This is a genomic window from Streptomyces sp. NPDC058195, assembly GCF_042883525.1.
In the GTDB taxonomy this organism is placed as follows: Bacteria; Actinomycetota; Actinomycetes; order Streptomycetales; family Streptomycetaceae; genus Streptomyces.
Map to the genome: position 1 here is coordinate 74,015 of NZ_JBHVVM010000012.1, position 20,181 is coordinate 94,195.

Annotated in this window: 17 protein-coding genes; 13 read left to right on the forward strand and 4 right to left on the reverse strand. The window is 72.0% G+C overall.

Features of this window, described 5'->3' with window-relative positions; genetic code table 11:
• Positions 1-69 precede the first annotated feature (69 nt).
• The 8 genes from recG to mutM all read left to right on the forward strand — a co-directional run bounded on the left by recG (position 70) and on the right by mutM (position 7,539).
• Positions 70-2,301: an ATP-dependent DNA helicase RecG gene (gene recG, locus ACFVWY_RS17150; RefSeq protein ID WP_389872619.1), complete on the forward strand. Its 2,232-nt coding sequence runs from the start codon at positions 70-72 to the stop codon at positions 2,299-2,301.
• Positions 2,302-2,422: 121 nt separating this feature from the next.
• Complete coding sequence (rsmD, locus tag ACFVWY_RS17155) at positions 2,423-3,007, forward strand: 16S rRNA (guanine(966)-N(2))-methyltransferase RsmD (RefSeq protein WP_389872622.1); 585 nt, start codon at positions 2,423-2,425, stop codon at positions 3,005-3,007.
• 26 nt (positions 3,008-3,033) lie between these two features.
• Positions 3,034-3,516, forward strand: coding sequence for a pantetheine-phosphate adenylyltransferase (gene coaD / locus ACFVWY_RS17160; protein ID WP_389872898.1), 483 nt, complete (start codon positions 3,034-3,036; stop codon positions 3,514-3,516).
• Positions 3,517-3,611: 95 nt separating this feature from the next.
• Entirely contained in the window at positions 3,612-4,691 is a 1,080-nt protein-coding gene (locus ACFVWY_RS17165) for a cell division initiation protein (protein ID WP_389872624.1), read from the forward strand.
• 208 nt (positions 4,692-4,899) lie between these two features.
• Positions 4,900-5,571 carry a YceD family protein gene (locus ACFVWY_RS17170; protein ID WP_389872626.1) on the forward strand — a complete coding sequence of 224 codons (672 nt, stop codon included), beginning with the start codon at positions 4,900-4,902 and terminating at the stop codon, positions 5,569-5,571.
• Between the two features lie 2 nt (positions 5,572-5,573).
• Positions 5,574-5,747, forward strand: a complete 174-nt coding sequence (gene rpmF / locus ACFVWY_RS17175; RefSeq protein ID WP_003965982.1) for a 50S ribosomal protein L32 — start codon at positions 5,574-5,576, stop codon at positions 5,745-5,747.
• 19 nt (positions 5,748-5,766) lie between these two features.
• Positions 5,767-6,588, forward strand: coding sequence for a ribonuclease III (gene rnc, locus ACFVWY_RS17180; RefSeq protein ID WP_389872628.1), 822 nt, complete (start codon positions 5,767-5,769; stop codon positions 6,586-6,588).
• Positions 6,589-6,678: 90 nt separating this feature from the next.
• A complete protein-coding gene (mutM, locus tag ACFVWY_RS17185) occupies positions 6,679-7,539 on the forward strand; it encodes a bifunctional DNA-formamidopyrimidine glycosylase/DNA-(apurinic or apyrimidinic site) lyase (protein ID WP_389872631.1) in 861 nt (286 codons plus the stop codon).
• Between the two features lie 318 nt (positions 7,540-7,857).
• Here the strand turns inward: mutM and ACFVWY_RS17190 are convergent, their stop codons facing one another.
• Positions 7,858-8,754 (reverse strand): CAP domain-containing protein, encoded by an 897-nt coding sequence (locus ACFVWY_RS17190; protein ID WP_389872634.1) that lies wholly within the window; start codon positions 8,752-8,754, stop codon positions 7,858-7,860.
• Between the two features lie 144 nt (positions 8,755-8,898).
• Here ACFVWY_RS17190 and ACFVWY_RS17195 point away from each other — a divergent pair, with 144 nt between their 5' ends.
• From ACFVWY_RS17195 to ACFVWY_RS17210, 4 genes are all read left to right on the forward strand, one after another.
• Positions 8,899-9,180, forward strand: a complete 282-nt coding sequence (locus ACFVWY_RS17195; protein ID WP_389872637.1) for an acylphosphatase — start codon at positions 8,899-8,901, stop codon at positions 9,178-9,180.
• Between the two features lie 438 nt (positions 9,181-9,618).
• Positions 9,619-9,831, forward strand: coding sequence for a hypothetical protein (locus tag ACFVWY_RS17200; protein WP_352276296.1), 213 nt, complete (start codon positions 9,619-9,621; stop codon positions 9,829-9,831).
• A gap of 354 nt (positions 9,832-10,185) precedes the next feature.
• Positions 10,186-13,767: a chromosome segregation protein SMC gene (gene smc, locus ACFVWY_RS17205; protein ID WP_389872640.1), complete on the forward strand. Its 3,582-nt coding sequence runs from the start codon at positions 10,186-10,188 to the stop codon at positions 13,765-13,767.
• A gap of 100 nt (positions 13,768-13,867) precedes the next feature.
• On the forward strand, positions 13,868-15,280 hold the full coding sequence (locus ACFVWY_RS17210) for a sugar porter family MFS transporter (protein WP_389872643.1): 1,413 nt from the start codon (positions 13,868-13,870) through the stop codon (positions 15,278-15,280).
• A 26-nt stretch (positions 15,281-15,306) separates the two neighbouring features.
• Here ACFVWY_RS17210 and ACFVWY_RS17215 read toward each other — a convergent pair whose 3' ends face one another.
• Together ACFVWY_RS17215 and ACFVWY_RS17220 are read right to left on the reverse strand one after the other, a co-directional pair.
• Entirely contained in the window at positions 15,307-16,272 is a 966-nt protein-coding gene (locus ACFVWY_RS17215) for an LLM class flavin-dependent oxidoreductase (RefSeq protein ID WP_389872646.1), read from the reverse strand.
• A gap of 65 nt (positions 16,273-16,337) precedes the next feature.
• Positions 16,338-17,750: a purine-cytosine permease family protein gene (locus tag ACFVWY_RS17220; protein ID WP_389872649.1), complete on the reverse strand. Its 1,413-nt coding sequence runs from the start codon at positions 17,748-17,750 to the stop codon at positions 16,338-16,340.
• Positions 17,751-17,859: 109 nt separating this feature from the next.
• Here ACFVWY_RS17220 and ftsY point away from each other — a divergent pair, with 109 nt between their 5' ends.
• Positions 17,860-19,071 carry a signal recognition particle-docking protein FtsY gene (gene ftsY / locus ACFVWY_RS17225; protein ID WP_389872651.1) on the forward strand — a complete coding sequence of 404 codons (1,212 nt, stop codon included), beginning with the start codon at positions 17,860-17,862 and terminating at the stop codon, positions 19,069-19,071.
• 87 nt (positions 19,072-19,158) lie between these two features.
• Here ftsY and ACFVWY_RS17230 read toward each other — a convergent pair whose 3' ends face one another.
• Positions 19,159-19,818: a bifunctional DNA primase/polymerase gene (locus ACFVWY_RS17230; RefSeq protein ID WP_389872654.1), complete on the reverse strand. Its 660-nt coding sequence runs from the start codon at positions 19,816-19,818 to the stop codon at positions 19,159-19,161.
• Between the last annotated feature and the right edge of the window lie 363 nt (positions 19,819-20,181).

A 20,181-nucleotide genomic window follows, 5' to 3' on the forward strand; every position in this document is an offset into this window, starting at 1 on the left:
GGTGGTCACCAGGGGATTCGCGGGTTCCGGGTCGTGGCCGCCGGACAGTTGTCGGTGACGTGGTGTGCAATGGACCGCGTGTCTGCGTTCGACGAACCCCTCAAGAAGCTGCTCGGCGGCGCCACCGCCAAGGTGATGGCCGAACACCTCGACCTGCACACGGTCGGTGACCTGCTCCATCACTACCCGCGGCGGTACGAGGAGCGCGGCCGGCTCACGGCCCTGTCCGATCTCCCGCTGGACGAGCACGTGACGGTGGTCGCCCAGGTCGCCGAGGCCCGCGTCCTGACGTTCAACAACGGCCGCGGCAGACGCCTCGAAGTGACCCTCACCGACGGCCACGGCCGCCTCCAGCTGGTCTTCTTCGGGCACGGTGTCCACAAGCCGCACAAGGAGCTGCTGCCCGGCAGCCGCGCGATGTTCGCGGGCAAGGTCTCCGTCTTCAACCGGAAGATGCAGCTGGCCCACCCCACGTACCAGCTGCTCGTCGCCGAACCCGCCGACGGCGCGGGCTCCGGGGACGGGGACGGGGACAGGGCGGCGGTGGACGCCTTCGCCGGGCGGCTGCTGCCGATCTACCCCGCCTGCAAGCAGCTCGACTCGTGGCGGATCGCCAAGGCCGTCGACACGGTGCTGCCGAGCGCCCAGGAGGCCGTCGACCCGCTGCCGCCGGGGCTGCGCGAGGGCCGGGGCCTCACCGCCCTGCCCGAGGCACTGCTCAAGGTGCACCGCCCGCAGACCAAGGCGGACATCGCGCAGGCCAGGGACCGGCTCAAGTGGGACGAGGCCTTCGTCCTCCAGGTCGCGCTGGCCCGCCGCAGATACGCCGACACCCAGCTTCCGGCGGTCCCCCGCAGGCCCGTCCCGGGCGGGCTGCTCGACGCCTTCGACGCCAAGCTGCCCTTCACCCTCACCGAGGGGCAGCAGAAGGTCTCCGGCGAGATCTTCGACGACCTCGCGACCGAGCACCCGATGCACCGGCTGCTCCAGGGCGAGGTCGGCTCCGGCAAGACCATGGTCGCGCTGCGCGCCATGCTCGGCGTCGTCGACGCGGGCGGGCAGGCCGCCATGCTCGCGCCCACCGAGGTGCTCGCCCAGCAGCACCACCGGTCCATCACGGAGATGATGGGGGAGCTGGCCGAGGGCGGCATGCTCGGCGGAGACGAGCAGGGTACGAAGGTCGTGCTGCTCACCGGCTCGATGGGCGCCGCCGCCCGCCGTCAGGCCCTGCTCGACCTGGTCACCGGCGAGGCCGGGATCGTGATCGGCACCCATGCCCTGATCGAGGACAAGGTGAAGTTCCACGATCTGGGCCTGGTCGTCGTCGACGAGCAGCACCGCTTCGGCGTGGAGCAGCGCGACGCCCTGCGCTCCAAGGGCAGGCAGCCGCCGCATCTGCTGGTCATGACGGCCACCCCCATTCCCCGTACGGTCGCCATGACCGTCTTCGGTGACCTGGAGACCTCCGTCCTGGACCAGCTCCCGGCAGGCCGCTCACCGATCGCCAGCCATGTGGTCCCCGCCAAGGACAAGCCGCATTTCCTGGCCCGCGCCTGGGAGCGGGTGCGCGAGGAGGTCGAGGGCGGACACCAGGCGTACGTGGTCTGCCCCCGTATCGGCGACGACGCCGAGGACGAGGCGGCCGGGAAGAAGGCGAGGAAGGCCGCCGAGGACGAGGGCGAGAAGCGCCCTCCGCTGGCCGTGCTGGAGATCGCCGAACAGCTCGCCAGGGGCCCGCTGGCCGGACTCCGCGTCGAGGTCCTGCACGGCAGGATGAACCCGGAGGACAAGGACGACGTGATGCGCCGCTTCGCCGCGGGCGGGGTCGACGTCCTGGTCGCGACCACCGTCATCGAGGTCGGGGTCAACGTCCCCAACGCCACCGCCATGGTGATCATGGACGCCGACCGCTTCGGCGTCTCCCAGCTGCACCAGCTGCGCGGCCGGGTCGGCCGCGGCTCCGCCCCTGGGCTCTGCCTGCTGGTCAGCGAGGCCCACGAGGCGTCCCCGGCCCGCGCCCGGCTCTCCGCGGTCGCCGCCACGCTCGACGGCTTCGAGCTCTCCCGGATCGACCTCGAACAGCGCCGCGAGGGCGATGTCCTCGGCCAGGCCCAGTCCGGTGTCCGCTCCTCGCTGCGGATGCTCGCCGTCATCGACGACGAGGAGGTCATCGCCGCCGCCCGCGAGGAGGCGGTCGCGATCGTCGCCGACGACCCGGAGCTGGCCGGGCTGCCCGAGCTGCGCACCGCGCTGGACGCCCTGCTGGACAAGGAGCGCGAGCAGTACCTCGACAAGGGCTGACGGCACCCGCCCGCCGGGCTGGCGGGACGGGCGCGCGGGCCCGACCGGCCGGCACGCCATATCGTGGTGGCACGCGCCGCGGCACCCCGCGGGCCGCCCCCGAACCGAGGACCAGACACCCATGACCCGCGTGATCGCCGGCTCGGCCGGCGGACGCCGCCTGGCCGTGCCGCCCGGCACCGGCACCCGCCCCACCTCCGACCGGGCGCGCGAGGGCCTCTTCTCCACCTGGGAAGCCCTGCTCGGCACCCTGGAGGGCATCCGGATCGCCGACCTGTACGCGGGCTCCGGGGCCGTAGGCCTGGAGGCGCTCTCCCGGGGCGCGGCCCACGCCCTGCTCGTCGAGGCCGACGCCAGGGCGGTACGGACCGTCCGCGACAACGTCCGCACCCTCGGCCTGCCCGGTGCCGAGGTCCGCACCGGCAAAGCGGAACAGATCGTGACGGGTCCGGCGCCGGACCGGCCGTACGACGTGGTCTTCCTGGACCCGCCGTACGCCGTCACCGACGACGATCTTGGCGAGATACTGGTCACACTCCGTGCTCAGGGGTGGCTCACCGGCGATGCCCTCGTCACCGTGGAACGCAGCACCAGAGGCGGAGAATTCGACTGGCCGCAGGGGTTCGAACCCCTGCGGGCCCGGCGCTACGGCGAAGGCACGCTTTGGTACGGTCGCGCCGCCTCTACGTGCGAAGACGCACGATGACCGGACCGGAGAGGGAGGGAATCACATTGCGCCGCGCCGTCTGTCCGGGGTCGTTCGACCCCATCACCAACGGGCACCTCGACATCATCGGCCGTGCCTCGAAGCTGTACGACGTCGTCCATGTGGCGGTGATGATCAACCAGTCCAAGAAGGGGCTGTTCACCGTCGACGAGCGGATCGACCTGATCCAGCAGGTCACCGCGGAGTTCGGCAACGTCCGGGTCGAGGCGTTCCACGGCCTCCTGGTCGACTTCTGCAAGCAGCGCGACATCCCGGCGATCGTGAAGGGCCTGCGGGCCGTCAGCGACTTCGACTACGAACTCCAGATGGCCCAGATGAACAACGGCCTGTCCGGTGTCGAGACGCTCTTCGTGCCGACCAACCCCACCTACAGCTTCCTCTCGTCCTCCCTGGTCAAGGAGGTCGCCACCTGGGGCGGCGACGTCTCCCACCTGCTCCCGCCGGTGGTCCAGGAAGCCCTCACCGAACGCCTCGCCCGGGACCGGTGAGCTGACGGCCTGTCAGCAGGTGTCGGACGGGAGCCGACTGGCCGTACAGTCGTCCCGTCCGTCTCCAATCGGCTGTAGAGAGTGGCGAGCACACGGTGGACGTGCAGAAGAAGCTCGACGAGATCGTCGAAGTCGTCGGGAACGCCCGGTCGATGCCCATGTCGGCTTCGTGCGTGGTCAACCGCGCCGACCTGCTGGCGATGCTCGAAGAGGTGCGCGACGCCCTGCCCGGCTCGCTCGCCCACGCCCAGGAGCTCATCGGCGGCCAGCAGCAGCTGGCCGAGCAGGCCCGCCAGGAGGCCGAGCGGATCATCGAGGCCGCCCGCTCCGAGCGCACCTCGCTGATCGCTGGCACCGAGATCGCCCGGCAGTCCCAGGGTGAGGCCGACCGCATCCTGGAGGAGGCCCGCCGCGAGGCCGCCGAGGTCCGCTCCGAGGCCGACGAGTACGTCGACAGCAAGCTCGCCAACTTCGAGGTCGTCCTCACCAAGACCATCGGCTCCGTCGACCGGGGCCGCGAGAAGCTCCTCGGCCGCGGCACCCCCTTCGACGAGCAGGGCTACGAGGACCCGGACTTCGCCGAGGCCCCCGAGCGCAGCACCGACCCGGCCACGCTCCAGCGCCGGGCCGACGAGTACGTCGACACCAAGCTCGGCGCCTTCGAGGCGGTGCTGGCCAAGACCCTGGAGGCGGTCGGCCGCGGCAGGCAGAAGCTGCACGGCAGGATTCCCACCGACGACCTCGGCGCGCACGTGGCCGCGCAGGACGCGGCGGGCGGCCAGGCGCGCGTGAGTGACGAGGACCACTGGGCCGGGCTCGCCGGGCTCGCCACCCCGGAGCCCCAGCCGGTGCACCAGCAGCCCGCGCAGCAGTTCCCCGCCCCGGCCCAGCCGTCCTACGCGGAGAACTACGGCTACCAGGAGCAGCCCCAGGCGCCCCAGCAGGACGCCTACGGCTATCAGCAGCAGCCGGACCCGTACGCCGCCTACCAGCAACAGGGCTACGACCAGGGCCAGGCCCAGATGCCGGTCCAGGGGTACGACGGCTGGCAGCAGCCCGCACAGCCCCAGCAGGGCCTGCCGGAGCAGGCCGGGAGCACCCTCGACGAGACCAGCCTCTTCGACACCAGCATGATCGACCTGGACCAGCTCCGCCGCTACGAGCAGGAGCGCTGACCGGAGCGCGGACCGGAGCGCGGACCGGTGTGCCGACAGGACGGGCCCGATCCGGGAAGGGGACGCACCGGTGGTCCGGCCCGGGTCCGGATTGGGCGCTGGGCGGCACGTCCAGTATCCTGGCTCCTCGGTCGCGCGTATTTCCGCGCTCCCAGCTGCCCGCTTCGGATCTGAAGCCGGTCGGCCCTCCCCTCGATGTGCGCTGCACATGATCGTGAAAGCAGGAAAAGCCCTGAACGGCCACCTCGACCACCGAAACCCCCTCGTGTTCGACACGCACGAGCTGGGGCGGCGTCCCGGTGCCCTCCAGCGGCTCTCCCGCACGGTGGACGCGCCCGGTCCGCCCTCGGTCCTCGGCATCGACGGGGTCATCGGTGTGCCGGAAGGCGCACCCGTGGAGCTGGACCTCCGTCTCGAATCGGTCATGGAAGGGGTGCTTGTCACAGGCACCGCCCGTGCATCGACCGAGGGGGAGTGCGTAAGGTGTCTGGAGCCGCTGCGCCTTGAGGTCGTGGCGGACTTCCAGGAGATGTTCTCGTACCCTGACGCCGATGACCGGGGCCGCCCCAAGGCGGAACCGGCCGACGACGCCGAGGACGACGAGGACAGGCTCTTTATCGAGGACGGCTTGTTCGACCTCGAACCAGTGCTGCGTGATGCGGTGGTGCTCGCACTGCCGATGCAGCCGGTGTGCCGGGAGTCCTGTGCCGGTCTGTGCTCCGAATGCGGAGTCAGGCTGGACGAGAACCCCGGTCATCACCACGATGCCGTCGACATCCGTTGGGCGGCATTGCAGGGACTCGCCGAGACCGTTCAGGACGGCGAGAAGGACAACATGGGCGGCGCCGATGCGGGCGTCGACGAGAAGCAGGAGAAGTAGCCGTGGCTGTTCCGAAGCGGAAGATGTCGCGCAGCAACACGCGCCACCGCCGGTCGCAGTGGAAGGCTGCGGTCCCCACCCTGGTTTCGTGCGAGCGTTGCCAGGAGCCGAAGCTGCAGCACATCGCGTGCCCCAGCTGCGGCACGTACAACAAGCGCCAGGTCCTCGAGGTCTGAGCGGCTGGTGAGAGGCCCGATGTCTGAGTTGTCCCATGCCAAGAAGAAGGCAGACAACGTCAACACAGCCTCGTCCCACACGCTTCTGGAAGGGCGGCTCGGGTATCGACTCGAGACCGCCCTTCTGGTGCGTGCGCTGACCCATCGCTCGTACGCGTACGAGAACGGCGGCCTGCCCACCAACGAGCGGCTCGAATTCCTCGGGGATTCGGTGCTCGGCCTGGTGGTCACGGACACGCTGTACCGCACCCACCCCGACCTGCCCGAAGGCCAGCTGGCCAAGTTGCGGGCCGCGGTGGTCAACTCGCGTGCGCTTGCGGAAGTGGGCCGCGGCCTCGAACTCGGCTCCTTCATCCGGCTCGGCCGGGGTGAAGAGGGCACGGGAGGCCGGGACAAGGCGTCCATCCTCGCCGACACCCTTGAAGCGGTGATCGGCGCGGTCTATCTCGACCAGGGCCTCAGTGCGGCCTCGGAGCTGGTCCACCGGCTCTTCGACCCGCTGATCGACAGGTCCTCGAACCTCGGTGCCGGCCTGGACTGGAAGACCAGCCTCCAGGAGCTCACCGCCGGCGAGAGCCTCGGAGTCCCCGAGTACATCGTCACGGAGACCGGCCCGGACCACGAGAAGACCTTTACTGCTGCTGCTCGCGTCGGTGGTGTCTCGTACGGCACCGGCACCGGCCGTAGCAAGAAGGAAGCGGAGCAGCAGGCGGCGGAGTCCGCCTGGCGCGAGATCAGCGCCGCCGCGGAACAGCGGGAGACGGCGGCGAAGCCCGTCGCCGACGCGGGGGGCACCGACACCCCCGCCGACCCGCCGTCCACGGACGCGGCTCCCGCCTGAGACGAGGCGACCCCCGGTGCCCGGTGCACCGGGGGTTTCTTCCTGTCCGAAACCAGTCAGCAGCCCCCTCCACCCTTCAGGAGCGTCACCGTGCCCGAGCTGCCCGAGGTCGAAGTCGTACGGCGTGGTCTTGAGCGCTGGGTCACCGGCCGCACCGTCGCCGGGGCCGAGGTGCTGCACCCGCGCGCGGTCCGCCGCCACCCGGGAGGCGGCGCGGACTTCGCGGCCCGGCTCGCCGGTGTCCGTTTCGGAACGGCGATGCGGCGCGGCAAGTACCTCTGGATTCCGGTGGACGACGCGGCCGCTTCGCTCCTGGGCCATCTCGGTATGAGCGGCCAGCTGCTCGTACAGCCCGAGGACGCGCCGGACGAGAAGCACCTGCGGGTCCGCATCCGTTTCGACGACGCCCTCGGCACCGAGCTCCGCTTCGTCGACCAGCGGACCTTCGGCGGGCTCTCGCTCCACGACAACACCCCCGACGGGCTGCCGGACACCATCGCGCACATCGCCCGCGACCCCCTGGACCCGGCGTTCGACGAAGCCGCCTTCCACACGGCCCTGCGGCTGCGCCGCACCACGATCAAGCGTGCGCTGCTCGACCAGTCGCTGATCAGCGGCGTCGGCAACATCTACGCGGACGAGGCGCTCTGGCGCGGCAGGCTGCACTACGACCGGCCGACCGCGACCCTCACCCGCCCCAGGTCGGCCGAACTGCTCGGCCATGTCCGCGACGTGATGAACGCCGCACTCGATCAGGGCGGCACCAGCTTCGACAGCCTCTACGTCAATGTGAACGGCGAGTCCGGCTACTTCGACCGCTCCCTCGACGCCTACGGCCGCGAGGACGAGCCCTGCCACCGCTGCGGCACGCCGATCCGCCGCCGCCCCTGGATGAACCGCTCCAGTTACTACTGCCCCCGCTGCCAGCGCCCGCCCCGCCCGGCCGCCTGAGCGGTCACCGGACCGTGGCCCGGACGGCGCGGTGCGGCGGTGACCGCTGGCCGCGCCGTGGGGCGGGACCGGCCCGCCGGGGGCGCCGCCTCTGCTGGCCGCTCCTTCGCCGGGACGCGGTGGCCGGGGCTCTGCGCGACGACCTGGTGCGCCGGGGTGCGGCATGCGTGCGGCGAGGTCCGCCAGCGCCTCATGGCCGCCATGGCCGCCGCACGGTCAGGTGCCTGAGCGGCCGTCGACGCCCCGGGCCGAGGGCGCGGACGACGGCCCTGGCACGCCCCGGGACGGGTTGCCCGGTGCCGCGGGACCGCGGACGTCTCAGAAGCCGAACTCCTGGGTCCACCAGGGACCGCCGGAGCCGAAGTGGACACCGAGGCCGAAGGTCTTGTAGTCGCAGTTGAGGATGTTGGCGCGGTGCCCCGGGCTGTTCATCCAGGCGGTCATCACGGCCTGCGCGTCCGCCTGGCCGCGGGCTATGTTCTCGGCGGCCAGGCCCTTGACACCGGCCTTCGAGGCACGGTCCCAGGGGGAGCGGCCGTCGGGGTCGGTGTGGTCGAAGAAGCCGCGGGCGGCCATGTCCTGGCTGTAGTCCTGGGCCAGTGAGGTGAGCGCGGAACTGGCGGTCAGCGGGCTGCACCCGGCCTTCGCGCGTTCCTGGTTGACCAGCGTGAGCACGGCGGCCTGGGTGCGGGTGACGGCGGAGCCGCGGGCGGTGGGGGCGGTGGTCCCCGGCGCCGTGGAGCGCTTGGGGGCGGTGGGGGCGGTGCTCCGGGCCGTGGTCGCCTTCGGGGCCGGGGCAGCGGGCTTCTTCCGCGCGTCGGCGGACGCCTTCGGGGCGGACGGGGTGGCGGAGGGCGATCCCGTCGGGGCCGTGCTGTGCGCCGGGCCGCCCGCCCGCCCGGTGCCCCGGTCGGCAGCCGTGGTGCCGCGGTCGGCCGTGGCACCACGGCTGCCCTGGGACTGCGTGTCGGGGGAGCTGTCGGCGCGTACCCGGTCGGCGGCGGCGCCGCCGACCGTGAGGGTGCCGCCGCCGGGTATCAGCCCCGAGCTCATCGCCACCGCCCCCACCGCGAGCGCCGCGGAGACACTGACCATTCCCGTGCGTACGGGCGACCCGGACCGCTTTCCGCGGTGTCCGCTCCGCTGCGGGACCGCGTCCCCCGCTCCGTGGTCGTCGGTGGCCGGAGTGACGGCGGAGCGACGATGGCGTCCCATCTGCTGAGCCCTTCTGACGGTCCGGACGCCGCTTCGGCGCCACCGGTCTTAACCCGTTCGGGTGAGTGCATTGGGTGCGGACTGTACGCCATGGACATGCGGAGGGATGTGCTCCGAGGACGATCGGCCGGTTAGCGTTCGGCCATGAACGAAGACGTACGGCTCACCGCCTGGGTGCGCGGCCACGTGCAACGGGTCGGGTTCCGCTGGTTCACCCGGGCGAACGCGCTGGAGATCGGCGGCCTCACCGGCTTCGCGCTCAACCTCGACGACGGCCGGGTGCAGGTCGTCGCCGAAGGACGGCGGGAGAACTGCGAGCGACTGCTGGAGTGGCTGCGCTCGGCCGACACACCCGGACGTGTGGACGGGGTCACTGAGATATGGGACACCCCGCGCGGTGGTTATGAGGGCTTCGCCATTCGCTGAACCCGGGTTCGTCCCGGGGTGCGGAACGCCTTGCGTTCGGTCCGTGTTCGATTCGGAGCGGGGGGTTATCCGGTGGTCCGCTCATCCCCGTACACATGAAATGACCTGCGGAATGTCCAGGTGGTTGCCAAGATTCGGCCAACGTGCCAGGCTTCCGCAATAGGGATGATCTCCACGCCCCGCCGGGCCCCGCAGGAGAGACGCGCCGCATGATCGTTCGGCTGCGCACCGCGGTATGCCCGCCTCTGCCGGGCGTGATCGTGTTGACCGTCAAACTTTTTGGTGAGACTCTGAAATCCCCGCGCACCTTAGCTGTTTGGCGGAGCTGTTCGGCAGCAGGACAGCAGTGACGACAGAGCACTGCCGAGCACCGCGGGTGCGATTCCCTCACGACCCACACCGCATCGGTCGGTCACTCAGTGTGGAGGACCATCCATCATGGCAAAGGCGCTTCTCGGTTACGTCGGCGGTTCCGACCCGCGACTCCTCGCCGAGATGCGACGGCTCCAGCAGCGCGTCCAGGACCTGGAATCCGAGCTCGTACGGATCCAGGACGAGAACGACGCGCTGACCGCCGCCGCCCAGCACCAAGAGTCGCTGCTCGACAGCATCGACATCGACGTACCTCAGGCGGAGCCGGCGCTGACCTGACCGATGGCCCTCAGGGCCGGTCGGGTGCGTACGCGTCAGCCGTCGGAGTTCATCAGCCGGATCGTCGCCGGAAACATCGTCGGATCACTGAAGATCACTGCTCTTGATCTGTCACTTCCGTGACATGTCGTTGATCCGTCATGCGCAGCTGCACCAGAACCATCGCGCGTATCACCGCGCGAGCTTTACCAAGGGGCGCTTCGGCGTCCCTTCTTTCTTTTCCGCCCGGCCCGCCCTGCGCCAATCCGCCCGAGGGTGCACGGCACCCGCCCCCGGCGTACCCCTTGCCTTAACGTCTGATGTGCCCTGCACCTTCATCGGTGAAACCGAGAGTGAAAGGTAGAGTCCGGCGGCGTGCATCTCAAGGCCCTGACCCTGCGTGGTTTCAAGTCGTTCGCCTCTGCCACGACACTCCGGTTCGAACCCGGCATCACCTGTGTCGTCGGTCCCAATGGATCCGGCAAATCCAATGTGGTGGACGCGCTCTCCTGGGTCATGGGGGAGCAGGGGGCCAAATCCCTGCGCGGCGGCAAGATGGAAGACGTGATCTTCGCCGGAACCACCGGGCGCCCTCCGCTCGGCAGGGCGGAGGTATCGCTGACCATCGACAATTCCGACGGGGCCCTGCCCATCGAGTACGCCGAGGTGACGATCACCCGGATCATGTTCCGCAACGGCGGCAGCGAATACCAGATCAATGGCGACACCTGCCGGCTCCTGGACATCCAGGAACTCCTCTCGGACTCCGGCATCGGCCGCGAGATGCACGTCATCGTCGGCCAGGGCCAGCTCGACTCGGTGCTCCACGCGGACCCGACCGGCCGCCGTGCCTTCATCGAGGAGGCCGCGGGCGTCCTCAAGCACCGCAAGCGCAAGGAGAAGGCGCTGCGGAAACTGGACGCGATGGGGGCCAACCTCGCCCGCGTCCAGGACCTCACCGACGAACTGCGGCGGCAGCTGAAACCGCTCGGCCGACAGGCCGCCGTGGCGCGCCGGGCCGCCGTCATCCAGGCCGACCTGCGCGACGCCAGACTGCGGCTGCTCGCCGACGACCTGGTCGTACTCCGTACCGCGCTGCGCGACGAGATCGCCGACGAAGCCGCGCTCAAGCAGCGCCGCGAGGCCGCCGAGGCGGAGCTCAGGGCGGCGCTCGGCCGCGAGGCGGAGCTGGAGGGGGAGGTGCGGCGCCTCGCGCCGCGGCTCCAGCAGGCCCAGCAGACCTGGTACGAGCTCTCCCAGCTGGCCGAGCGGGTACGCGGCACGATCTCGCTGGCCGATGCCCGGGTGATGAGCGCCTCCGCCCCCGTGGAGGAGGAGCGGCGAGGCCGCGACCCGGAGGACATGGAGCGGGAGGCGGCCCGGATCCGCGAACAGGAGGCGGAACTGGCCGCCGCGCTCGCCGCCGCCGAGCACGCCCTGGAGGACACCGCGACCCACCGCGCCGAGCTGGAGCGGGAGTTGGCGGCCGAGGAACGACGGCTCAAGGACGCCGCCCGGGCCATCGCGGACCGCCGCGAGGGGCTTGCCCGGCTGACCGGCCAGGTCAACGCGGCCCGCGGCCGGGCCGCTTCGGCCCAGGCCGAGATCGACCGGCTGGCCTCCGCCCGGGACGAGGCGCAGGAGCGGGCCGTCGCCGCCCAGGAGGAGTACGAGCAGCTGAAGGCCGAGGTGGACGGCCTGGACGCGGGGGACCTGGAGCTCGGCGAGCGGCACGACGCCGCCCGGCGGGAGCTGGCGGAGGCGGAAGCCGCGCTCTCCGCGGCCCGCGAGACGGCCACCACCGAGGAGCGGAAGCGGGCGGCGGTCGCGGCCCGCCACGACGCGCTGGCCCTCGGGCTGCGCCGCAAGGACGGCACGGGCGCGCTGCTCGGGGCGCGGGACCGCCCGGCCGGGCTGCTCGGTCCGGCCGCGGAACTCCTGACCGTGGCGCCGGGGTACGAGGTCGCGGTGGCGGCGGCGCTCGGCGCGGCGGCGGACGCGATCGCGGCGACGGACCCGGCCACGGCGGCGGAGGCCATCCGGCTGCTGCGCAAGCAGGACGCGGGGCGGGCCGCAATGCTCCTGGGCGGGGTGCGTGCCGAGGTGCCGCGGCCGGCGTCCCCCGCTGTCGCCGCGGGCGCGGGGCCCGACGCGGGGCCGCCCGCCGTGGCCGGCCTGGTCAACGGGCCCGCCGAACTGCTGGAGGCGGTACGCGGGCTGGTGCGGGACATGGTGGTCGTCGCCACCCTGGAGGACGCCGAGGACCTCGTCGCGGGACACCCGGAGCTGACGGCCGTGACCGTTGAGGGCGACATCCTCTCGTCCCGCTTCGCCCACGGCGGCTCCGCCGGTGTGCCGAGCCTCCTCGAAGTACAGGCGTCGGTCGACGAGGCCGCCGCCCAGCTGGAGGACCTGGCCGTGCGGTGCGCCGAGTCGGCCGGGGCGCAGCGGATCGCCGGGGAGCGGCGCCGGGCCGCCGCCGGGCTGGTCGAGGAACTGGGAGAGCGGCGCCGGGCCGCCGAGCGGGAGAAGTCAGGGGTCGCCCAGCAGCTGGGGCGGCTGGCCGGGCAGGCCCGGGGCGCGGCGGGCGAGGCCGAGCGGATGACCGCCTCCGCCGCCCGCGCCCAGGAGGCCCTGGACCGGGCGGTCGAGGAGGCCGGGGAACTGGCCGAGCGGCTGCTGGTCGCCGAGGAGACCCCCGTCGCCGAGGAGCCGGACACCGCCGTACGGGACCGGCTCGCCGCCGACGGTGCCAATGCCCGGCAGACCGAGATGGAGGCCCGTCTCCAGGCACGCACCCACGAGGAGCGGGTCAGGGCGCTCGCGGGCCGGGCGGACTCCCTGGACCGGGGCGCCCGCGCCGAACGGGAGGCCCGGACCCGCGCCGAGCACCGCCGGGCCCGCCGTCGCCATGAGGCGGAGGTGGCCTCCGCCGTGGCCTCCGGTGCCCGCCAGCTGCTCGCCCACGTCGAGGTCTCCGTCGTACGGGCCGAGCGGGAGCGGGCCGTGGCCGAGGCGGCGAAGGGGGAGCGGGAGGGGGAACTGGCGGCGGAGCGCGGCCGGGGCCGCGAACTCAAGGGCGAGCTGGACAAGCTCACCGACTCCGTCCACCGCGGTGAGGTGCTCGGTGCCGAGAAGCGGCTGCGGATCGAACAGCTGGAGACGAAGGCGCTGGAGGAGCTCGGCATCGAGCCCGCCGGGCTGACCGCCGAGTACGGCCCCGACCAGCTCGTACCGCCGTCACCGGCCGCGGCGGGCGAGGAGCTGCCGGAGGATCCGGAGCATCCGCGCAACCTGCCGAAGCCGTTCGTCCGGGCCGAGCAGGAGAAGCGGCTGAAGGCGGCCGAACGGGCGTACCAGCAACTCGGACAGGTGAATCCGCTCGCCCTGGAGGAGTTCTCGGCGCTGGAGGAGCGGCACAAGTTCCTCTCCGAGCAGCTGGCGGACCTGAAGAAGACCCGGGCCGATCTGGTCCAGGTCATCAAGGAGGTCGACGAGCGGGTCGAGCAGGTGTTCACCGAGGCGTACCGGGACACGGCCCGTGAGTTCGAGGGCGTCTTCGCGCGGCTCTTCCCGGGCGGTGAGGGCCGCCTCGTCCTGACCGACCCGGAGAACATGCTCGCGACGGGGGTGGACGTCGAGGCGCGTCCCCCGGGCAAGAAGGTCAAGCGGCTCTCGCTGCTGTCCGGCGGCGAGCGCTCGCTCACGGCGGTGGCGCTGCTGGTCTCCATCTTCAAGGCCCGGCCGAGCCCCTTCTACGTGATGGACGAGGTCGAGGCGGCGCTCGACGACACCAACCTCCAGCGGCTGATCCGGATCATGGAGGAGCTCCAGGAGAGCTCGCAGCTCATCGTGATCACGCATCAGAAGCGGACGATGGAGGTCGCGGACGCGCTGTACGGCGTATCAATGCAGGGCGACGGCGTCTCCAAGGTGATCAGCCAGCGGTTGCGCTGAGCCCCGCCCCGCCGCTCTTCGAGTGGTGGGGGCCGGGAAGGTGTGCGCCACTAGGGGTGTCCACCGCACCTGACGACGCGGCGAGGCATCAGGAGCACATGTGACCAGCACAGCGCAGGGACCGGTGGCCGGAGCGAGCCAGCCCGAACACCTCGGCCATGTCATCTTCATCACCGCGGCCGCCGCCATGGGCGGCTTCCTGTTCGGGTACGACAGCTCGGTCATCAACGGCGCCGTCGAGGCGATCCGCAGCCGCTACGACATCGGCTCCGGCACCCTGGCCCAGGTCATCGCCATCGCCCTGATCGGCTGTGCGATCGGCGCGGCCACCGCCGGGCGGATCGCCGACCGCATCGGCCGCATCCTCTGCATGCGGATCGCCGCCGGTCTCTTCACCGTCAGCGCCATCGGCTCGGCCCTGCCGTTCGCGCTCTGGGACCTGGCCATGTGGCGCATCATCGGCGGCTTCGCCATCGGCATGGCCTCGGTGATCGGCCCCGCGTACATCGCGGAGGTCTCGCCGCCCGCGTACCGGGGGCGGCTCGGCTCCTTCCAGCAGGCGGCGATCGTCATCGGCATCGCCATCTCCCAGCTGGTCAACTACGGCATCCTGCAACTCGCCGACGGCGACCAGCGCGGCCGGATCGGCGGCCTCGAAGCCTGGCAGTGGATGCTCGGCGTGATGGTCGTCCCGGCCCTCCTGTACGGGCTGCTCTCCTTCGCCATCCCCGAGTCGCCGCGGTTCCTGATCTCGGTCGGCCGCAAGGAGCGGGCCCGCAAGATCCTCGCGGAGGTCGAGGGCGAGGGGGCCGACCTCGACGCCCGGGTGGCCGAGATCGAGGCCGCCATGCACCGCGAGCACAAATCCACCTTCAAGGACCTGCTCGGCGGGCGCCTCGGCTTCCTGCCGATCGTCTGGATCGGCATCGGCCTCTCGGTCTTCCAGCAACTCGTCGGCATCAACGTGGCGTTCTACTACTCGGCGACGCTCTGGCAGTCCGTCGGCATCGACCCGACCCAGTCCTTCTTCTACTCGTTCACCACATCCATCATCAACATCATCGGCACCGTCATCGCGATGGTCCTGGTCGACCGGGTGGGCCGCAAACCGCTCGCCCTCACGGGCTCCGCCGGCATGGCCATCGCCCTCGCCGTCGAGGCGTGGGCCTTCTCCGCCGATCTGGTCGACGGCAAACTGCCCAGCCCCCAGGGCGCGGTGGCGCTCGTCGCGGCCCATGTGTTCGTGCTCTTCTTCGCCCTGTCGTGGGGCGTCATCGTCTGGGTCTTCCTCGGCGAGATGTTCCCCAACCGGATCCGCGCCGCCGCGCTCGGCGTCGCCGCCTCCGCCCAGTGGCTCGCCAACTGGGCGATCACCGCGAGTTTCCCGAGCCTGGCCGAATGGAACCTCTCGGCCACCTACGTCATCTACGCCTGCTTCGCCGCGCTCTCGATCCCCTTCGTGCTCACCTTCGTCAGGGAGACCAAGGGCAAGGCGCTGGAGGAGATGGGCTGAACGGCGCGTTCGGGCACCCCGCTTCCTCAGTGCCCGAGCGCCGCGCAGAACAGCCGCAGACTGCGCCATCCCTCCTCGACCGGCATCCCGCCGCACAGCGGATGCAGCACCATGCTCTCCAGCTCCCCGGCCGCCGCGGCGCACTCCTCGGGGGTGAGGACCTGGTAGACCTCCTCGGCCCGCAGCTCCGCCACCGTCGTCGCCGCCGAACGCACGGCGGAGCGGATGTCCTTGGACTGCCAGGAGGCGTAGGTGCGTGCCTCGTGCAGGAAGTGCTCGCCGTACAGCGCCCAGGTCCGGTCGGGGTCCTCGGACACGTGCAGCAGCGGTGTCCGGGCGGACGGCATCATGCAGAAGCCGTCGGTCCCGAACGCCGCGCGCCGCTCCTGGTAGTACGCCTCCAGCTCCGGCAGATGCGCGCTCGGGAAGAACGGCAGCCCGAGGCGGGCCGCCCGCCGCGCCGCCGCCCGCGAACTGCCGCCGACCAGCAGCAGCGGGTGCGGCTGGGTGTACGGGCGCGGCGTCACGCGCACCGTCCGGCCCCGGTACGGGAACGGCTCACCGGTCCATGCCTGGAGCAGCGTCTCCAGCAGCTCGTCCTGGAGCCTGCCGCGCCTGCCCCACTCGACGCCCGCCTGCTCGTACTCCTCGGGCCGGTAGCCGATCCCCGCCACCGTCACCAGCCGCCCGGCGCTCAGCAGGTCCAGCACCGCGATGTCCTCGGCCAGCCGCAGCGGATCGTGCAGCGGGCCGATGATCGCCGAGACGGTGACCGCGATCCGGCGGGTGGCGCCGAAGACAGCGCCCGCGAAGGTGAAGGGGGAGGGCAGCCAGGAATTGGCGGTGCCGTGGTGCTCCTCGGTCTGGACGGTGTCGATGCCGTGGCCGTCGGCGTACGCGGCCATCTCCAGCGCGGCCCGGTAGCGGGCCGAAAGCGGCTCGGGGGTGGCGTCGGGATCGACGAGATTGAACCGGACCACTGTGAAGGCCATGAGACGTGTCCCCATCGTCGGCGGGCGCGGCGGGCGCGGCGAGCGGGAGAGTAGCTGACGCAGCGTCAGAAGGGTAGGGGTGTGCCCCCGGCCCCTCCGCCGTCAGCGCGGGGGCACCCGGCGGGACGCGGCAGCGCGGCGTACAGCGCGGCGGAGACCGCGATCGCGGCGGCCCAGCCGAGGCCCTGGTGGCCTGCCCAGGTGGTGGCGAGCGGCCCGCTGAACCACCGCACACGGGTGAGCAGCAGTCCGGTCACCAGGCCCGCGGCCCAGGCGGCCACGGCCGGTACGGCGAAGCCCCGGGTGTACCAGTAGGCGCTGCCCGGTGTGGTGTCCAGAAGGGCCGCCGGGTCGTACACCCGCCCCCGCAGCAGGTCCACGGCGAACACCCCGATCCACGCGGAGAACGTCACGGCGAGCAGCGTCAGGAAGGAGACGAAGGAATCCAGGAAACCGGCCGCCGTGAACATCAGCCAGGCGCCCAGGAGGAGGCTGATCACGGCGTTCACACCGACCGCCCAGGCGCGCGGGATCCGCAAGCCCAGGGTCTGCGCGGTGAAGCCGGCCGAGTAGAGCGACATCGCGTTGATCAGCACCATTCCGGCCACGATGAACAGCAGATACGGCACCGCGAGCCAGCCCGGCAGCAGCGGGCCGATGAACGCCACCGGATCGCGGGCGGCGGCCAGGCCCGGCTCGGCGACCGCCATCACCGCCCCCATCAGCACCATCGGCAGATAGACCAGCGCGGCACCTCCCACGGTCGCCCCGGTCATCGCCCAGCCGGAGGCCGTGCGGGGCAGGTAGCGGGCGAAGTCCGGACTCGACGGGGCCCAGCTGATCCCGCCCGCCGCCAGCGTGCCGACCCCGGCGACCACCATCGCCGCCGGACCGGAGGGCCGGGCCAGCGCGGCGTGCCAGTCGGTGGCCCCGGCCAGATGGATCAGCACGAGCACGCTGACGCCGCCGAAGAGGTACGCCGACCAGGTGCAGCACACCCGCAGCGCCCCGATGCCCAGCCCCGACACCAGCCAGCTGCACCCCACGAAGACGAGCAGGACTGCCAGAGTGGTGTGCCGGCCGCCCGGGACGCCGAGGAGCCGGTCCAGTACCGCCAGTGCCGCGTACGTGCCGGTGACCGCGTTCACCGTCTCCCAGCCCCAGCGCGCCACCCAGGTCAGCGCACCGGGCAGCAGGTTGCCGCGCTGCCCGAAGACCGCCCGGGACAGTGCCATGCCGGGCGCGCCGCCCCGGCTGCCCGCGACCGAGACCAGGCCGACCAGCCCGAAGCCGAGGACCGAGGCCAGCGCCGCGACCACCAGCACCTGCCAGAGGCTCAGCCCGTTGAGGACGACGAGTCCCGCGCCGATGGTGAGCAGGAGCACGGTCAGGTTCGCGCCGACCCAGGTCGGAAAGAGAGTCCGGACCCGGCCGGTGCGTTCGCTGTCGGGGACGGGCTCCAGGCCACGGGTCTCCACGGGCAGGATCGTACCTTTCCTCCCAAAGGGTGCATAACGATCAAGGGGATGCACGGGGGATCCTTCGGGGCGGTCCCCTCGGCCGGGCGTGACTGATACTGGGTGGGTTATGGAATTCGTCATCCTTGCTGTAGTCATCGCCCTGGTCGCGGTCGGCGTGATCAGCGGGCTCGTGGTCAGCGGCCGCAAGAAGAAGCAGCTGCCCCCGGCACCGTCGAGCACGCCGACCATCACTCCTCCCGCCGAGCCCCATGTCGGCGAGGAAGCCGAGACGCCGCGCGAGGAACCGCGCCGCACCATCGAGGAGGTCGGCCCGCCCGAGGCCGAGGCCCCCGCCGAGGAGGCACCCGAGGCCGTCGGGCCGGAGGCGCCCGCCGCCCCGGCCATCGAGGTGCCCGAGCCCACCGCGGGCCGCCTGGTGCGGCTGCGCGCCCGGCTCGCCCGTTCGCAGAACTCCCTCGGCAAGGGACTGCTCACGCTCCTGTCCCGGGACAACCTCGACGAGGACACCTGGGAGGAGATCGAGGACACCCTCCTCACCGCCGATGTCGGGGTCACCCCCACCCAGGAGCTGGTGGAACGGCTCCGCGAGCGTGTCCGGGTGCTCGGCACCCGTACCCCCGAAGGGCTGCGCGCGCTGCTGCGCGAGGAGCTCCTCACCCTGGTCGGCACCGACTTCGACCGCGAGGTCAAGACGGAGGGCGGTCTCGACACCCCCGGCGTCGTGATGGTCGTCGGCGTCAACGGCACCGGCAAGACCACCACCACCGGCAAGCTGGCCCGGGTGCTGGTCGCCGACGGCCGCAGCGTCGTGCTCGGCGCGGCGGACACCTTCCGGGCCGCCGCCGCCGACCAGCTCCAGACCTGGGGCGAGCGCGTCGGGGCCCGTACCGTACGTGGCCCCGAGGGCGGCGACCCCGCCTCGATCGCCTTCGACGCGGTCAAGGAGGGCATCGCCGAGGGCGCCGATGTGGTGCTCGTCGACACCGCCGGGCGGCTGCACACCAAGACCGGCCTCATGGACGAGCTCGGCAAGGTCAAGCGGGTCGTCGAGAAGCACGGTCCGCTCGACGAGATCCTGCTCGTCCTCGACGCCACGACCGGGCAGAACGGCCTGGTGCAGGCCCGGGTGTTCGCCGAGGTCGTGGACATCACCGGCATCGTGCTCACCAAGCTGGACGGCACCGCCAAGGGCGGCATCGTCGTCGCCGTCCAGCGCGAGCTGGGCGTACCGGTCAAGCTGGTCGGCCTCGGTGAGGGCCCGGACGACCTGGCCCCCTTCGAGCCGGAGGCGTTCGTCGACGCCCTGATCGGCGACTGACCCCTCCCCGTCACGCCGAGAGCCCGACCGCCTGCCACCGCAGCGATCGGGCTCTCGGCGTGACGGGCTTTCCCGGGCCCCGTGGACTCAGCCGCACAACGGCGCGCGATGGCAGCTGTACGCCAGCGTGCCCAGCAGCAGGCGCGCCTGTGGCGGAGCGGCTGCCGTGTCCAGTACGGGAGGGCGCAGCCAGCGGACCGGGCCCAGGCCGCCCTGGTCGGAGGGCGGGGCGGTGATGTGGCAGCCGGGCCCCAGCGCCTTCAAGTCCAGCCCCGCGTCGTCCCAGCCCATCCGGTAGAGCAGCTGCGGGAGCTCGGCGGCGGCCCCGGGAGCCACGAAGAACTGCGCCCGTCCGGCCGGGGTCACCGCGACCGGGCCGAGCGGGAGCCCCATCCGCTCCATCCGCGCCAGGGCCCGGCGCCCGGCCGCCTCGGAGACATCGAGCACATCGAACGTACGGCCCACCGGGAGCAGCATCGCGGCGCCCGGCACCCGGGCCCACGCCTCCGCCGCCGTGTCGAGCGTGGCACCGGCGGGGACCTCGGGGGCGAAGTCCAGCGGATGGGCACCGGGGGAGGGGCAGTCGGCCTCCCCGCACGAGCAGCGGCCCGCCGCGGCCCGCGCCCCCGGCGCGACGGCCCAGCCCCACAGCCCGGTGTACTCGGCCAGTGCCGTGCACTCGGCGGCACGGCCGCGACGCCGTGAGCCGGTGCGGATCTCGCGGATGCCGCCGATCGTGAAGCCCATACCCCCTCCAACGGGTCCGACTCGCCGGTGGTTACGACACGGCCGGGACACCATGACGCCGCGCCGTCGCCGTCAACCCGCAGTGCGCCGGTGGTATTCGGGGGCGCGCGATTCTTTTCGCGCCCCGGCCCGCATCACTGCGCTCTCTGGTGAACGTGTGCGTCAAGTGAATCGCGCCCGAGGGGGGTGGCGTTCATTCGAAGGGGTGGCGAATGGTGGCGATTCCCCCCTCCCTCTCGCCCAGGGGTGATCGTAGGATTACCGTCGGTACGCGAACCGTGGAAGTATGTGCGCCCACGGGTATGCCGGAGGCAACCCGATTTCCTGTTCGATGGCGCATTTCCTCCGTAAGGACGCCAACGG

What these genes read in the sequence shown, in the direction of transcription:
- recG (WP_389872619.1), top strand. Translation starts at nt 70, where the DNA reads ATGGACCGCGTGTCTGCGTTCGACGAACCCCTCAAGAAGCTGCTCGGC.
- rsmD (WP_389872622.1), top strand. Translation starts at nt 2,423, where the DNA reads ATGACCCGCGTGATCGCCGGCTCGGCCGGCGGACGCCGCCTGGCCGTG.
- ACFVWY_RS17170 (WP_389872626.1), top strand. Translation starts at nt 4,900, where the DNA reads ATGATCGTGAAAGCAGGAAAAGCCCTGAACGGCCACCTCGACCACCGA.
- rnc (WP_389872628.1), top strand. Translation starts at nt 5,767, where the DNA reads ATGTCTGAGTTGTCCCATGCCAAGAAGAAGGCAGACAACGTCAACACA.
- ACFVWY_RS17190 (WP_389872634.1), bottom strand. Translation starts at nt 8,754, where the DNA reads ATGGGACGCCATCGTCGCTCCGCCGTCACTCCGGCCACCGACGACCAC.
- ACFVWY_RS17195 (WP_389872637.1), top strand. Translation starts at nt 8,899, where the DNA reads ATGAACGAAGACGTACGGCTCACCGCCTGGGTGCGCGGCCACGTGCAA.
- ACFVWY_RS17200 (WP_352276296.1), top strand. Translation starts at nt 9,619, where the DNA reads ATGGCAAAGGCGCTTCTCGGTTACGTCGGCGGTTCCGACCCGCGACTC.
- ACFVWY_RS17215 (WP_389872646.1), bottom strand. Translation starts at nt 16,272, where the DNA reads ATGGCCTTCACAGTGGTCCGGTTCAATCTCGTCGATCCCGACGCCACC.
- ftsY (WP_389872651.1), top strand. Translation starts at nt 17,860, where the DNA reads ATGGAATTCGTCATCCTTGCTGTAGTCATCGCCCTGGTCGCGGTCGGC.
- ACFVWY_RS17230 (WP_389872654.1), bottom strand. Translation starts at nt 19,818, where the DNA reads ATGGGCTTCACGATCGGCGGCATCCGCGAGATCCGCACCGGCTCACGG.